Raw genomic sequence first — 15,427 nt, forward strand, 5'->3', positions numbered from 1 at the left:
TTTTTCCACCCTTTAATCGACCGTTAAGGTTGGCACGTCTCGCCCTTCTCGAAAATGGGAGGTCTCGCGAAGTTTGCCGTGATTTTGTTGTCTTTATTGCGGACGTGTAATCGCCTGGGTTTGCTCCGTCAGGAACGCAAGCGTCTCTTGCTTCACCCTTGATGAGAGCACCTCTCTCACAGTCCGATGGTATTCGTTCAGATAGACGATTTCCTCGTCCGACAGCTTGGCAATATCGACGGCCGACAGGTCGATAGGGACCAACGTCAAGGATGCAAATCCGCAAAACTTCGAGGAGACGGCAGTCACTTCGACCTGGTTTTCTATACGCAGCCCATATTCTCCGGCCGCATAATATCCAGGTTCGATCGTCATGATGTTGCCGGGCTCAAGCCCATAGGGATTTGCAATCTTGGCAAAGCGGTGCGGGTATTCATGAATGAGAAGATTATGCCCTACACCGTGTCCTGTGCCGTGATCATAATCCAGGCCCAGATCCCATAGAGGACGGCGGGCAAAGGCGTCCAATTGATGGCCCTGTGTGCCGATCGGCATTTTTGCCATGAGCAGCGACAGAAACCCTTTCAAAACGGCTGTGTAGGTCTGCCGCACGGCATCACTCGCCGTTCCCAGCATTAATGTGCGGGTTACATCTGTTGTGCCGTCTGTATATTGGCCTCCGGAATCAATCAGATACGGTGAGTGGCTGTCGATTGCAGCGTTGGTGTCTTCTGCGGAATTGTAGTGGCACATTGCAGCATTGGAGCCCGCTGCGGAAATCGAGCGGAAACTTGCTTCCAGAAAACCTGCGCCTTGCGCTCTGAATGCCAGCAATTTTGCTTCGGCCTCAAGTTCGGTCAGCGGATTTGCCGTGCCTTCACGCTCACGTCCTTCTTTCAGCACCCAGGCCAGGAAATTGGTGACGGCAACGCCATCCTCCACATGGCACCGACGGTAACCCTCCAGCTCGACAGCATTTTTGGATGCTTTCAAAATTGTCATTGGACTGGTTTTGCTCACTGTCTTGCCGCCAGAGGCTTCGACCGCGAGACGCACAGCAACAGGAGAAAACTGCGGATCGATCATAACGGTATTGCCGGACGCCAGTTCGCCGAGACGATCTATGAATGTGTCGGGCGACGATAGTTGCACGTTATCAAGTTCGAACGTCGAGAGATCGTTTCCGAGTTTGCGCGGATCAACGAACCACTCCGCTGCTCCATCGGATGATAGCGTCAGGAAGGAATGTGGCACGGGGTTCATAGGCACGTCTGAACCACGAACGTTCAAAAGCCATGCAATATTGTCTGGCAGTGTCTCCACGATGATGTCCGCACCGCTTTGAGTGATTGATGCGGCAACACGTTGTTTTTTGCTGTTCGAAGTCTCGCCTGCGACGCTCACTGGCATCGCGCGAACAGCTCCCAATGGCTTGCGTGGACGGTCTTTCCAGACCTGGTCGAAAATGTCGTCTGCTACAGGCGTAAGAACGGCGCCCACATCCGTCAGGGCGTTGGACATCCTGTTGTGCAGTTCACCATTGATCAACATCGGATCAAAGCCTATCTGCATGCCCCTCGTCGCATTGCCATGCATCCATCGGTCGATGGGCGCATTGTGCAGGTGATGAACCTCAAACAATGCCTGATCCACCTCGTGGCGCACCTGGATATCATAGCGTCCATCGACGAAAATCAGGGCTTTGTCTGCCATGACCAATGCCAGACCGGCAGAACCGGTGAAGCCAGTGATGAAAGCCAGGCAGTCGTCACGCGGTGCCGCCACTTCGCTTTGATGGGCATCCGCTCGGGGTACGACAAAGCCATCTAGCCCCTTGGAGGCCAAGACCGCACGAAGCGCGGCAAGCCGCGTTTTGATATCAGCAGAAGAGGTCATGCTAATTTGCTTTCATTCAGGAGAGCGGGCCGCCTTTGTCCCGGACCATATCAAGCAGGCGACGGAACACTCTGGAAGACTGGCGTACACCATCATGCTCATATTCGTTGGTAACCCATGCCTCGACATTGCCGGTGCGTTTCGCGGTGTCCAGCGACAGGCCCGCGTCGACATACATGTCATCAAAATAGACAGCGGCGGCCACTGGAACCTCGTTGCTGGCAAGGCGTGTGGTATCGTAGAGCTGGCTATGGCTCTGGCGTTCGGCCAGAGCACGGGCGCCGGCACGGAATGGTTTGAGAGAACGGATTTCGTCAAACATCCATGAGAACATCATCTCACCGGTGAATTGCAAAGGCCGTTTTGTTTCCTCGAAGTCGGCAAACTCTGCGCGAATGCGTTCTGCTGCCCAATTGGTGGCACCTTGTCCTTGTCCGTAGATGCTTTCCTGCAGCACGGAAAAGAGCGGATTTCCATCATAGGATGTCAGGTTCATCACTGATGCCAGAAAATGATCAGACAGACGATCCTCCGCGCTGGACGAAAAAGCCTCATCAACCAGCCAGTGAATGTTTTCAAAGCCGGGCGCCATGCCAAAATCGATGCCAACGGTCTGGAAGCGACGCACGGTCAGACGATCGCCATCCGGCAACCGAACATCATTGTTGGCGATGAAATCGGCAATCTTACCCACTTTGGCGCGATCGGCAGCGTAGCGTTCGTAATAACGAGCCGTTTTGGCAGCGACACGCGGATAGGTGCAGCGGTAGACATCATCTGCCGTCGCATCAATGCCAGCCAGACCACCAGTGACGTAGCAGGCAGACAGACCTTCAGGGGCCTTAGATAGATAGGTGAGCGTCAGGAAGCCACCATAACTCTGGCCAAGCGTCTCCCATTTTTTTCCGCCAAACAAGGTTTTGCGAATGTGCTCGCAATCCGCAACAATGCTGTCCGCGCGGAAGCAGGCAAGATAATCCGCCGCCTGTGCGCCGTCGTCACCAAAACGAGCCATGGTGGCGCTTTCAATGCGGCTGCTTCGTCCGGTACCACGTTGATCAACCAGAATGACACGGTGGCTTTTCAGTGCTTCAGCAAGCCAGGAGGGACCACCATTTGCCGGACGGGGAGATTTGCCGCCGGGGCCGCCCTGCAGAAACGCAAGCAGCGGCAGTGTAGCGTTGCGCTTGGTCGGGTCACATACCTCGCGTGCAAAGACCTCGATCGTTTCGCCATCCGGTTTGCTCCAGTCGAGCGGAACAGTGACGATGTGATCACGAATGAACATGCCGGGAATGACGTATTCGGAAAGAGCCATTTTATTTTCCGTTCCTATCTTCGAACCCTGGGGTCCAGAACAGCGTAAAGAAGATCGACGACGATATTTGTCACGACGATGAAAAGACCACCCAATAACACCACGCCAATGATGATCGGGCGATCCTGGTTGTTGACAGCCTGGACAGCCAGCGCACCGACACCCTGCAGGCCGTAAATCTGCTCGATGACGATGGCGCCGCCCAGAAGCAAGGCGATGTCGGCACCGAGTTGCGTTACCAGCGGCGTCAGGGTGCTGCGCAGACCGTGTTTAAAGAGAACGGTTCGCTCTGAAAGTCCCTTTGACCGGGCCGTGCGGATGTAATCCTCCCCCATGACCTGCAAAAGATGACCACGTGTGAGACGGGCATAGACCGCAGCTGTAACCAGCGCAAGCGTCATCCATGGCAGGAAGAGATGCCATGCCCAGATGATTGGATCTCTCAGGAACGGCTTGTAACCGCCGGCCGGAAACAGGGTGAACCCCGCCTGCTTGGGCAGAAAATAGAACACATAAAGCGACAGCATACCCAGAACGAAGGTCGGAAAACTGAGACCAAGCAGAATAAAACCTTGCCCCATACGGTCGCGAAAACCGCCGGGATGTCGGGCAGACATCACGCCGATCGGAATCCCAATCAGCAGCCAGAAAATCACACCGCCGATAACCAATGAGACGGTGGCTGGAATTCGGTTGACGATGAGTTTGGTAACCGGCTGCTGGTTTCGATAGGAAAAGCCGAGATCACCCTGAACCGCTTTGCTGATGAATTTGAAATATTGCTCGGGGATCGGTCGATCCAGCCCGAGATTGGTGCGAATCTGGACCAGTTGCGCTTCAGTTGCCTTTTCTCCGGCGATGACGCGGGCAGGGTCTCCGGGCGCAACAAAGAACAGAAAGAATACGAAACCGCTGAGGGTGAACAGGATCAGTGCCGAAAAGCCCAGTCTTTTTAAGAGGTAACGGATCATGGCTTTCCTGCCTTTGCGGCTTTTTTCAAAAACCGGCTCATACGAACGGGGCGAGCTTTCGGATCAAGCGCATCACGCAGTCCATCGCCCAGAATGTTGAAGGCAAGTGTCGTAAATAGCAGCGCCATGCCCGGGAACACCACCAGCCACCACGCCACAAGATAAATCGAGTTGGTGGCCGCATCGGCCAGCATGCCGCCCCAGCTCGGCGTTGGTGGCACAATGCCCAGCCCAAGGAAGGACAGGGTTGCTTCAAACACGATGGCGCTCGGGATCATCATCGTGGTGTATACGATGATGGGTACGCTCAGATTGGGCAGAATATCCCGCAGCATGATGGACACCGGACCTGCTCCCAATGATCGGCTGGCTTCGACAAATTCACGACGACGAAGCGAATTGACCTCGGCGCGTATGACACGGCCCATCGTCGTCCAGCTGAAGAATACGATAACCCCGACACTGAGGCCCAGACTTGGCCCGAACACCGAAACGAGTGCCAAAGCGCAAAGCAGGAAAGGCACGCTCATGACGAGGTCCATCAGGCGGCTCAGAACCATATCGGTTGCCCCGCCGACATAACCGGCAATCATGCCAATCGTCAGGCCAATGAAGGCGGCAGCCAGCGATGCCAGAACGCCAACCAGCAAGGAGACGCGCGCGCCGTATGCGAGACGGACAATAACGTCACGGCCCAGATGGTCTGTGCCCAGCGTAAATTCATCGTTCGGGGCGACCGGCAGGCCCATTTCGCTTAGGCCGGTTGTCCGGTACTGCTCAATAGGAGAGTGCCCTGTCGCATTTTCGATCAACGGTGCGCAAATGGCGATGACGATGAGTGCCAGGATAAAAATCAGCGCAATGACGCTGGCACGATCTCTGGAAAAGCGACGCATTGTCAGCTCTAAAGGGCCGCGCTGAATAACCGTCGTTTCTGGTGTGGTTTGTGTTGTGTCGGTCATGCGGCCTCTCCCGGAATGGAGCGGATCAACTGCCTGTCTTGCGCAACAACCGTGTTCGGGGTGTGAATGGACGCGGCAATCAGCGTTTTTGTGTAGGGATCCTGCGGGTTGGAATAGATGCTTTCTGCATCGGCAAGCTCGACGATCTGCCCTTTGTTCATCACCGCGATGCGGTTGCACACGTGTCGTACGACGGAAAGATCGTGGGAGATGAACAGATAGGTCAGATTCAACTCCTGTTGCAGTTCCCGCATCAGATTCAGCACCTGTGCCTGAATGGAGACATCCAGGGCAGAAACCGGTTCGTCAAAGATGATAAGTTCAGGGTTGAGTGCAAGGGCGCGGGCAATGCCGATACGCTGCCGCTGACCGCCTGAAAACTCGGATGGAAAACGGTTATAATGTTCTGGGTTAAGCCCGACTTTTTCCATTAATGTCTGAACGGCCTGCTTGCGCCGGTTTCCCGCAAATACGCCGTGGATGCGAAAGGGGTCGCCGATGATGGAGCTGACGCGTCGACGTGGATTGAGGGAGCCGAACGGATCCTGAAACACCAGCTGAATGCGCTTTCGCATCTCACGCCATTCGCGACCGCTGAGGGCTTGCAGAGATTTTCCTTCGACCATAACGCTGCCGTCGGTTGCCGGTATCAGGCCAGCCAGAACACGTGCCAGTGTCGATTTCCCGCAGCCGGATTCTCCGACGAGGCCCAGCGTCTCTCCCTTGTAGAGATCGAGATCAATGCCCTTCAGCACCTCCAGCGTACTGCCCGGTCCGAAGGGGCCGCCGAGATTATAGCTCAGCTTGACGTTGCGCGCTTCAATGACCTTGGCCGGTGCCGTGACCATGTCGGCTCGTGAGGTCACGGCCAAGGTATTCTGCTTTTCTTTCAATGATGCAGGTATTTCGAGCCAACAGAGGCTTTGCGTTTCGTCATTGAAAATTCGAAGCGGTGGTGGAGTGGCGCAGATTTCCTGCGCCTGCGGACAGCGGGCTTTGAACACGCAACCTTTTGGCAGGTGAATAAGGCTTGGCGGCCGGCCGGGGATCGGCACCAGTTCTGCACCCGGTGTGTAATTGGCCGGAGACGAATTCAGCAGCCCGGCGGTGTAGGGGTGGGCTGGCTGGGAGAAAAGCGCGTTGCTGGAGGCGAGCTCCATGCGATTGCCCGCATACATGACCATGACATGGTCAGCGATACTGGAAAGCAGGCCGAGATCATGGGTGATCATGATGACGGTGGTGCCGCGCTCGCGACGCATCTCATTGAGTAGTTCGATAATTTGCGCCTGAACGGTAACATCGAGGGCTGTCGTTGGTTCGTCGGCAATGACCAGCGGCGGATTAAGCACAAGTGCCATGGCAATCATTACACGCTGACGCATGCCACCGGAGAACTGGTGAGGATAACTGTTAAAACGGCTGGCGGCATTGGGTATGCCCACTCGCTCAAGCATTGCAATGGCCCGCTTTTTTGCCTCGTCGGCCGAGACGCGCTCATGGGCATGGATCATCTCTGTGATCTGCGAACCGATGGTGTAATAGGGATGCAGGCTGGACAGTGGATCCTGGAAGATCATGCCAATGCGCGCGCCGCGATAGCTGCGCATTTCCTTTTGGGAAAGGGTCAGCAGGTTCTTGCCCTGAAACAGGACTTCACCGGTAATCTCGGCGTTGGGCAGCAGGCCCATGACGGCTTGCGTCAAGACACTTTTTCCAGAGCCAGATTCGCCGGCAATGCCGAAAAGTTCGCCCTGTCTTACTTCAAAAGAAACATTTCTGGCTGCCTGAACAATGCCGTCTTCCGTCGGGATTTGGATGTTCAGATTGCGGGTTTCCAGAATGGGCATCGATCAATTCCCTGAACTCAACAGTTGCAAAGGCGTGACCCTGCTTTGACGATAGCTGGTCCAAACCATTGGAACAAACAACAAGGGAGGCGAATGGTCGCCTCCGCATGTCCTGTCGGAACGAAAAAAGGCCACCTGCAATGTGCAGGCGGCCTTTTGTGATTAGCGATCCAGCCAGACGTTGGTCCAGTCACCCTGTGCACCAATGGCATAAGGCTGGAAGTTCTGCACAGCCTCACCATGGTAGAGAACGACCTGCTCGGAAATGAACGGAACGATTGGTGCGTCCTTCATGACCAGTTCGTCGACTTTGGCCCAAAGCTTGGCAGCTTCGTCCGGTGTTGTGGCGTTGATGGCCTGCTGGGCGAAGGAGTTCGCTTCCTCGTTATTATAGTCGGTGTAGTTATAGGTCTGGTGAGTGCCATTATAGGTGAACTGCGGCTGGAAGACCGAGCGTGCAGCACCACCAACCCAGTCAGGAGACCAGCCAACCGGCGCAATGTCCCAGTTTCCTTCCTTGGTGTTGAGCGGGTTGGTCATGAATTTGGAGTAATAGTCGGCAGGTGCGACCGGCGTCAGTTCAATCTCGATACCGGCTTTCTTCATGCTGGCCTGGATTGTCTGGGCGATAGCAGGCTCCGCATTCTGGTTGCGGTAAGGCATTTTCAGCGTGATGCCATCAGGGAAACCGGCCTCAGCAAGCAGAGCCTTTGCTTTTTCAGGATCGCCCTTTGAACCTTCCGACGGGTAGAGGTCGAAGTCGTGATAACCGAGGACACCGGGGCCAAAAATACCATGCTGCGGCTTGGCAACGGTTGGGCCACCACGCTGCTGCACGGTTGCGGCCTTGTCGATCGCATATTGAAGCGCCTGGCGGACTCGCAGGTCTTTCAAAGCGCCTTTGTTGTTCTCGGAAACGGTGTTGATGAAGATGAAGGCGGTACGGCCAACCGACATGGTCATCAGCTTTTCATCGCTGGCAGTCGTCAGCATGTGCAACGTTGCAGGCGGAATAACGATGTCATAGGTCATGTCGCCATCACCCGCCTGCAACTGCTGGATGGCTGCGTCAGGCTGGATGCCGAAGGTGATTTCCACTTCATCGACATAGGCTTTGCGAAGCGGGTCGGATTCTGCCTTCCAGGATGGATTACGTACGAGCTGAAGGCGGCTGTCCGGTACATATTCGCCAATGGTGTAGGGACCGCTGGAGATGAAGTTGGAGCGATAATCCGGACCGTCAGGCATATAATCGAGAACTTCAACCGGTGCCGGAGCTGCTGTTGGCAGGGAAAGCATGTAGACGAAGTCACCGGCTTTTTCGGTCAGGTTGATGACGACAGTTTTCTCATCAGGGCTTTCGATGCCAGAGATGTCATTGCCTTCAATATAGGCCTTCATTGCCTCGGCGGTTGGTTCAACCTTGGCGAAGCCGTCGCAGAACTCGCGCATGCCCTTGATCAGGTCGACGTAATAGGTCAGCGCAGCGGAACCCAGTGATGGGTTGCACATGCGCTTCATGCCACGCTCGAAGTCTTGCGAGGTGATTGCGCGTTCGCCTGACGGTGTGTTCCAGGCCACACCATCGCGCAGGGTGAAGGTATAGGTCAGGCCGTCATTGGTCGGCTGGGGAACTTCTGTCGCAAGGTCGCCTTTGGGCTCAAGGCGGGCGTTCTCATCGGTCGATGCTTCGTAGCTGATCAACTGGCGGCTAACTGCGCGCAGGAAATTGTTGGTGGTCACCAAGGCGCCGGAGGTCGGGTCAAAGTGGTCGACATCAGCTGTTCCGAGAATTCGTAGCACGCCGCCGGCCTGTGGATCGGCTGCCAGTGTCAGCGTCGAGCAGGATGCGGCAAGCATAAAAGCAGCGATACCCAATGCGTGTTTTTTTGTCCGAAAACTCATGTGTCCAATCCCTCTTTGAAGTTCCCTGATTGTTACGGCGTCTTAGATGAGGCCGCTGACGTCGCATTCTGGACAATCTCAACAGACTGTCAACTTATTTGTCGACAGATTGCCCACAAAACAATTTGGGGACAATTTTCCAGTGCCTTATCAGCAGGATTGGCGAGCAATCAGGCTGCAATGCAGCTTGCGCGTACCACCAACTGTCGTCTCTCCCTCTGAAAGCGCCAGCACGGCGAGCCCTGCCTGTCTGCCCAACTCCTTCAATTCCATGTCGATCGTGGTCAGCGCTGGCCGGGTCTGTTCAGCGACGATCTCCCAGTTGTCGAAGCCAACAACAGAGACGTCTTTCGGGATACGGATGTTGCGATCGCGGAGTGCATCAATCACACCGCGGGCGATCTGGTCGTTTCCGCAAAATATGCCATCCGGGGCAGGGGTGTCTCGTGACCAAAGGCGCTCGACGGCGTCATGCCCCCACGTCTCTGTCCATTCGCCAAACAAGGTGGGTTCGCTGTCGCCGCAAATCCGGTGATAGGCGCTGGATCGGGCGCGCGCTGCGCGAAAATCTTCAGGCCCGGTAATGTGAACGATGCGTTTGCGTCCCTTTTCAATCAGGTGATTGACGGCAAGTCGTGCGCCCTGTTCATCATCCGGGATGATCGTGACGCTGCCTGGTGGCCCCTCGGCGAAGACATAGACCACAGGAATAGGTAGGTTCGACAAGTCCATTGGTGGTCTACGGTCAAGCCGGGTCGCCGAGAAGATGATGCCATCGACCTGTTTGTCGAGCAAAGCCTCGACATGCAGTCTGGCAAGCTCCGGATTGTCATTGGTGGCGCAGAGAAAGACCGAAACACCGTTGTCGAACAGCGCCTCGGAGGCGCCTGCCATCATCGGAAGCGAGAACCGGCCATAGGTATCGTTGGTCAGCAACCCGATTGTCAGGCTTCGACGGCTTAACAGTCCGCGGGCAAGGGCGTTGGGCCGAAATCCTATTTCTGTAGCAATCCGTTTGACCCGTTCGCGGGTATCCGGATGCATACGGCCGTTGTCGTTGAGAGCTTTTGAGGCTGTCGAAATACTGACGCCTGCCGCTTTCGCGACATCGTGAATTGTCTTGCGTCGCGATATTTGAGGTTTCAACCAATCACTCCCTGTCATTTTGAGAAAACCTTTTATCAAACGATTTCAACGTTGGGAAAAGGTTTTCTCACATTTCTCACATTTTTCTGGCTACACACTGTCGACAACGAAAAAAATCTAGAATAGCGTTTCCCTCACGTCAACCGGACAAGGGTTTTGACGACAACCAAAAGGGGAATGCGATGCACAAGACCAAACTCATGCTCGCGGCACTTTCGCTTGCAGCATCCACGTCTATCGCAAGTGCGGAAGAGATTTCACTGTGGGTGCGTACGTCATCTGCAGCAGTACTTCAGGGGCTGGCAGATCAGTATAATGCAGCCCATGATGACAAGGTTATCGTAACACCAATCACGGCAGAGCAGATGGTGCCAAAGCTGGGTGCTGCCCTTGCCGGTGGTGCACCGCCGGATGGTGCTGTGCTTGACCTGATCTACCTGCCGACCTTTGCTGCCAATGAAAGCCTTGAGGACATCACTGACTTCGTGAAGGGGCTGCCTTACGCTGACGCTTTGAGCCCGTCACATATTCGTCTGGCGACCTATGAGGACAAGATTTATGGCGTGCCTGCACTGCCAGATGCCTCAATCATCGCTTACAACACCGAATTGTTTGAAAAGGCTGGCCTTGATCCGAAGAAAGCACCTACCACCCTTGAGGAAGTCGCTGAGTCTGCCAAAAAAATCCACGCCCTTGGTAATGATACCTACGGTTTCTATTTTGTCGCAAACTCCGGTAGCTGGCTGATTTACGACTTCTTGCCGCATCTGTGGGCGGCAAATGCGGATATTCTCTCCGAAGATGGACGTGAAGCGACGGTCGATACACCGGCATTGCGTGACACCTTCGCCGCCTATCGCGACATGTGGAAGGCTGGGGCCATTCATCCGACATCCCGTTCGGGCAATGGCAATAACGCCGTTGAAGCTTTTGCGTCGGGCAAGGTCGGCGTTCTCATGACCGGCTCCTACATCGTCAATCTTTTGACCAGCAAATATCCCGATGTGAAATTTGATGTTGCGCCGATCCCTGGTCCAAAGGGTGGCGTTTCGAGCTTTGCTGGCGGCGATACTCTGGCCCTCGTTAAGGGTGTCAGTGAGGAAAAGAAGAAAGTGGCACTGGATTTTGTCAACTTCTACATGCAGCCTGAGCAGCAGGTCTACATCACAAAGGAATCCGGCATGCCGCCGCGTACTGATGTGGCCGACCAGGCCTACGCCCAGTTCGACAAGCGTAACCTGATTGCCTATGACGTGCTGGCAAAGGCCAAGACGCCTTATACTTTCTCGTCGGATGAGCTGTTCGTCAGCCGCACCGGTCCATTCCTGAATCTTATTCAGAGTGCGATCTTCGGTGACGATGTCGATGGTTCGATCAAGAAGGCGCAGGACGAGTTTACCAAGATCCTTGAGCGTACCAATCCGTGACATGAGGGCAGGGCCGGTGATGTCTGCCGGCCCATTCCCAATGAATTGAAAGTTTGTTTCGCCTCGTTTGTTGATGGCGAAATACCGACCGGACATTCTGGTTCAGGCAGCGCGATCTGGACCAGATGATCTGACGCAATCCATTCACGCTTAGAGAAGGACTTTGCACCGTGGTGTCCAAGTTCCCGACCAAAGAAGCGAGTTCCGACAAAACCGGCGTTCATGAACGCGAGCCACGCGGCTGGCTCGGGCTTGTTTTTCTGTTGCCCAGTATGGTGCTTATCATCGGGCTGTTTCTCATTCCGCTCATCATGACCGTGTGGATGAGCCTTTACCACTGGCCATTGCTTGGCCGTAAGAAGTTCATTGGCCTTGAAAACTATGTCGAGTTGATGGGCGATACGCAGCTATGGAACTCGCTTGGGTTCACATTGCTCTACACAGTATTGGTAACAGCTGCGATCCTGCTTGTTGCTTTCCCGCTGGCATTGCTGGTTGACCGGCCGTTGCGCAGCGCATCGTTTTTCCGCACGGTTTATTTCATGCCGGTGGTGACGGGTTTTGGCGCCGCGTCGACCTTGTGGATGTGGCTGCTTAATCCCGACAGTGGCGTATTTTCAAGGCTCCTGTTGGGGCTTGGCCTTGTCGATAGCGCGCCGCGCCCGCTTGAAAATTTCTGGCCGGCTCTTGCGGTGATCATTTTGATGGTTGTGTGGAAGACCGCCGGTTTCACCATGGTCATTCTGCTGACCGGTTTGCAAAGCATATCGCCTGATGTCGTCGAGGCTGCCAAGATCGATGGTGCAAGTGTGTTCAGCCGGTTTCGCCGAATTACATTGCCATTGATGCGCAATTCGCTGCTTCTGGCGCTCATTCTCAACATAACATCGTCGATGCTGGCCTTTGACCAGTTCTTCATCATCACGCAGGGCGGACCGGGCAACAGTACCATTTCGGCAGTGTTTTCCATCTACCTGGCATCGTTCTCGTCATATCGGCTTGGTTACGGTTCAGCTTTGTCTTTCGCGCTGCTCGTTGTTCTCGTCGCCATCAGTTCCATCCAGCTCAGCTTCATGCGTCAACGTCCGGAGGAAGGTCGATGAAGATTTTTTATTCCAACGGTCAGGACAAAACCGTCGCGGAACGGCTGGGCCACATCACCTTCGTTCTGGTCTCGCTGCTGTTCGCCATCTTTTTCCTGATGCCGATCATCTGGTCTTTCGCCAATTCGTTTAAACCGGCGGCTGAGGCGCTGGCCAATCCGGTGGCGCTGTTTTCAAAAGCGTTCTCGCTGGAGAACTATCGTCGTCTCGAAGGCGTCGGGGCTGGCTGGTATGTCTATGCCAGCAATTCCGTCCTGATCGCGCTTGGCACAATTTTGTTGACGGTCCTGGTGGCTGTACCCGCCGGTTACGGGTTTTCGAAATTCCGCTTTCCCGGACAGTCGCTGATCTTTGTAATTGTCATGGCAACGATGATGATCCCGTTCCAGTCCATTCTGACGCCGCTGTTCCTGATCCTGAAGTTTTTAGGGCTGCAGAACAACCTGTTCGGATTGGTGCTGGTCTATACGACCTTCCAGCTGCCGTTTTCCATTTTCATGATGCGCAATGCCTTTGATGCGGTGCCCGGCGCTTTGATCGAGGCGGCGCGTATTGATGGCGCGTCACAATGGACGCTGTTGCGTCGCATCCTGCTGCCCCTCGCGCTGCCGGGCGTGGCAACCGTTGCGATGTTTGCATTCCTCAATTCGTGGAACGAGTTTCTGGCGGCGCTGATTTTCCTGTCGGACCAGAACAAGTTCACGCTTCCCATCATGCTCGTCAATGTGTCCTCGGGCATTTACGGCATCATCGATTGGGGGGCGCTGCAGGCCGGTATTACCGTGACCATGGTGCCGTGCATCCTGCTTTTCCTCGCTTTGCAACGTTATTATGTGCGCGGCCTGACCGCTGGCGCCGTCAAGTAAATCCGCAGTGACCCTGCGATAAGGAGTTCTTATGTCTTCATCTCTCAAACAGACCGCCAGCCAGTCAGAGCGCCGTTTCAAGCGGTTGGTCCCGGTTGATCATTCAAGCGTTTCTTTTGACGGCGGTTTCTGGAAAAGCTGGTCAGACACTGTTCGCAACGTCACCATTCCTACACAACACAAGCGCCTTGAAGAAGAAGGTTTTCTTGAAGTGCTGGATTTCGACAAGCCTGCCGGTCCTCTTGCCCGTCCGATCCAGCCGAGCGGCCTTTCCATGCAGCATTTCTTCGATTCCGACTTCGGAAAATGGATAGAGGCTGCAAGCTATACGCTCAAAAAACACCCTAATCCGGATGTGGAGGCCAAGATCGATGCCATTGTCGATAAGCTGGAGCAGGGACAGATGGCCGATGGCTATCTCAACAGCTGGTTCATTCGCAGAGAACCTCAAAACCGCTGGACCAACCTGCGTGACCTGCATGAAATGTATTCCATGGGGCACTTGCTGGAAGGTGCCGTCGCTTATTTTGAAGCAACCGGCAAACGCAAGTTTCTGGATGTAATGATACGTGCAGTCGATCATATTGCCGATACTTTCGGTACAGAGCCGGGCAAGTTGCGCGGTTACGATGCCCATGAAGAAATCGAGCTCGCGCTGGTCAAGCTTTACCGCGTCACCAAGGATCCGCGCCACCTGAAACTCGCCACCTATTTTGTCGATGAGCGTGGCCAGATGCCGTCCTATTATGACGAAGAGGCGCGCAAGCGCGGTGATGATCCGGCAAAATATGTCTACCAGACCTATGCTTACAGCCAGGCGCATATGCCGGTGCGTGAACAGACCCAGGTGGTCGGTCACGCCGTGCGCGCCATGTATCTGTTTTCTGCCATGGCGGATCTTGCCTATGAAAATGACGACCAGAGCCTGAAAGATGCCTGTGATCGCCTGTTTGATAATCTGACGGGTCGCCAGCTTTACGTCACCGGTGGTCTTGGGCCATCGGCCTCAAACGAGGGGTTTACCCGCGAATATGATCTTCCCAATGAAACGGCTTATGCTGAAACCTGCGCGGCTGTCGCGCTTGGTTTCTGGAGCCACCGCATGGCGCAGATCGATCTTGACAGCAAGTTCACCGATGCGCTGGAAACAGTGTTGTTTAATGGTGCGCTGTCAGGCATTTCGCGGGATGGCGAGCATTATTTCTATGAGAATGCACTGGAAAGCCACGGACAGCATCGCCGCTGGAAATGGCATTATTGCCCTTGCTGCCCAACCAATATTGCACGATTTATCGCGTCGCTTGGTCAGTATTTTTATTCCGCCAACGAAGAGACGCTGGCGGTTCATCTCTACGGTGAAAATAGCTCTGAACTGACAATCGGAGACAGTTTCCTACGTTTGCGGCAGCAAACCGCCTATCCGTGGAATGGCGATATCAAACTGTCACTTGGCCTGTCTGCCACAAGCACATTTACACTGAAGTTGCGTATTCCCGGCTGGTGCCGTTCGTCGAAGGTCAGCATTAACGGCGAGAGTGTCGACATTACTTCATCTACCGAGAAGGGGTATGTCTCGATTTCTCGTGCGTGGAAGGATGGCGATGAAATTCGCCTTTCCTTCGATATGCCGGTGGAGCGTCTTTATGCCAATCCGGCTGTTGGTGAAGATGCCGGTCGTATTGCCCTGCGACGTGGTCCGGTTGTCTATTGTGTTGAGCAAGCCGATCTTGGCAGCGAACCGCAGCAGCTTCGCGTAACGCCACAGGCCAGCATTACCCCGCGTTTCGATGCGGACCTCTTAGGCGGCGCAACGGTACTTGAGGGAGATGCGCTGGAAGCAGACACATCGTCCTGGAAAGGAACGCTCTATCGCACCGCACCGGCCGAACTGAAAACCCGGTCTTTCAAGGCAATTCCATATCATCTCTGGGCCAATCGTGACGAAGGTGCGATGCAGGTCTGGCTGGCTGAGAAGTAGGAGCG

11 protein-coding genes are annotated in these 15,427 nt (G+C 54.8%); 4 read left to right on the forward strand and 7 right to left on the reverse strand.

What is annotated here, in order from left to right:
- Positions 1-93: 93 nt before the first annotated feature.
- The 7 genes from ACZ5FM_RS20845 to ACZ5FM_RS20875 form a co-directional block, all read right to left on the reverse strand.
- Positions 94-1,896, reverse strand: a complete 1,803-nt coding sequence (locus tag ACZ5FM_RS20845) for an aminopeptidase P family protein (RefSeq protein ID WP_464040616.1) — start codon at positions 1,894-1,896, stop codon at positions 94-96.
- Positions 1,897-1,912: 16 nt separating this feature from the next.
- Positions 1,913-3,214 (reverse strand): alpha/beta fold hydrolase, encoded by a 1,302-nt coding sequence (locus tag ACZ5FM_RS20850; protein ID WP_464040617.1) that lies wholly within the window; start codon positions 3,212-3,214, stop codon positions 1,913-1,915.
- A 14-nt stretch (positions 3,215-3,228) separates the two neighbouring features.
- Positions 3,229-4,185 carry an ABC transporter permease gene (locus tag ACZ5FM_RS20855; protein ID WP_192489253.1) on the reverse strand — a complete coding sequence of 319 codons (957 nt, stop codon included), beginning with the start codon at positions 4,183-4,185 and terminating at the stop codon, positions 3,229-3,231.
- Complete coding sequence (locus tag ACZ5FM_RS20860; RefSeq protein WP_464040618.1) at positions 4,182-5,147, reverse strand: ABC transporter permease; 966 nt, start codon at positions 5,145-5,147, stop codon at positions 4,182-4,184. Before ACZ5FM_RS20860 ends, ACZ5FM_RS20855 begins: the two co-directional genes overlap by 4 nt.
- Positions 5,144-6,997 carry an ABC transporter ATP-binding protein gene (locus ACZ5FM_RS20865; RefSeq protein ID WP_464040619.1) on the reverse strand — a complete coding sequence of 618 codons (1,854 nt, stop codon included), beginning with the start codon at positions 6,995-6,997 and terminating at the stop codon, positions 5,144-5,146. Before ACZ5FM_RS20865 ends, ACZ5FM_RS20860 begins: the two co-directional genes overlap by 4 nt.
- Before the next feature lie 162 nt (positions 6,998-7,159).
- The gene (locus ACZ5FM_RS20870; RefSeq protein ID WP_464040620.1) at positions 7,160-8,902 is read right to left on the reverse strand and encodes an ABC transporter substrate-binding protein; all 1,743 of its coding nucleotides are present in this window, start codon (positions 8,900-8,902) and stop codon (positions 7,160-7,162) included.
- 150 nt (positions 8,903-9,052) lie between these two features.
- On the reverse strand, positions 9,053-10,048 hold the full coding sequence (locus ACZ5FM_RS20875) for a LacI family DNA-binding transcriptional regulator (protein ID WP_275642350.1): 996 nt from the start codon (positions 10,046-10,048) through the stop codon (positions 9,053-9,055).
- A 182-nt stretch (positions 10,049-10,230) separates the two neighbouring features.
- Between ACZ5FM_RS20875 and ACZ5FM_RS20880 the strand changes: the two genes are divergently transcribed.
- The 4 genes from ACZ5FM_RS20880 to ACZ5FM_RS20895 all read left to right on the forward strand — a co-directional run bounded on the left by ACZ5FM_RS20880 (position 10,231) and on the right by ACZ5FM_RS20895 (position 15,422).
- Positions 10,231-11,475 (forward strand): ABC transporter substrate-binding protein, encoded by a 1,245-nt coding sequence (locus ACZ5FM_RS20880; RefSeq protein ID WP_464040621.1) that lies wholly within the window; start codon positions 10,231-10,233, stop codon positions 11,473-11,475.
- A gap of 173 nt (positions 11,476-11,648) precedes the next feature.
- Complete coding sequence (locus ACZ5FM_RS20885) at positions 11,649-12,578, forward strand: carbohydrate ABC transporter permease (protein WP_464041070.1); 930 nt, start codon at positions 11,649-11,651, stop codon at positions 12,576-12,578.
- Positions 12,575-13,444, forward strand: coding sequence for a carbohydrate ABC transporter permease (locus ACZ5FM_RS20890; protein ID WP_275642348.1), 870 nt, complete (start codon positions 12,575-12,577; stop codon positions 13,442-13,444). The genes ACZ5FM_RS20885 and ACZ5FM_RS20890 overlap by 4 nt, the downstream gene beginning before the upstream one ends.
- Before the next feature lie 31 nt (positions 13,445-13,475).
- Positions 13,476-15,422, forward strand: a complete 1,947-nt coding sequence (locus tag ACZ5FM_RS20895) for a glycoside hydrolase family 127 protein (RefSeq protein WP_464040622.1) — start codon at positions 13,476-13,478, stop codon at positions 15,420-15,422.
- Positions 15,423-15,427: the final 5 nt, after the last annotated feature.

This window comes from Agrobacterium sp. 5Ca50 (assembly GCF_055381905.1).

Coding starts and splice junctions, on each gene's coding strand:
- ACZ5FM_RS20845 (WP_464040616.1), bottom strand. CDS start 1,896: ATGACCTCTTCTGCTGATATCAAAACGCGGCTTGCCGCGCTTCGTGCG.
- ACZ5FM_RS20850 (WP_464040617.1), bottom strand. CDS start 3,214: ATGGCTCTTTCCGAATACGTCATTCCCGGCATGTTCATTCGTGATCAC.
- ACZ5FM_RS20855 (WP_192489253.1), bottom strand. CDS start 4,185: ATGATCCGTTACCTCTTAAAAAGACTGGGCTTTTCGGCACTGATCCTG.
- ACZ5FM_RS20860 (WP_464040618.1), bottom strand. CDS start 5,147: ATGACCGACACAACACAAACCACACCAGAAACGACGGTTATTCAGCGC.
- ACZ5FM_RS20865 (WP_464040619.1), bottom strand. CDS start 6,997: ATGCCCATTCTGGAAACCCGCAATCTGAACATCCAAATCCCGACGGAA.
- ACZ5FM_RS20870 (WP_464040620.1), bottom strand. CDS start 8,902: ATGAGTTTTCGGACAAAAAAACACGCATTGGGTATCGCTGCTTTTATG.
- ACZ5FM_RS20880 (WP_464040621.1), top strand. CDS start 10,231: ATGCACAAGACCAAACTCATGCTCGCGGCACTTTCGCTTGCAGCATCC.
- ACZ5FM_RS20890 (WP_275642348.1), top strand. CDS start 12,575: ATGAAGATTTTTTATTCCAACGGTCAGGACAAAACCGTCGCGGAACGG.
- ACZ5FM_RS20895 (WP_464040622.1), top strand. CDS start 13,476: ATGTCTTCATCTCTCAAACAGACCGCCAGCCAGTCAGAGCGCCGTTTC.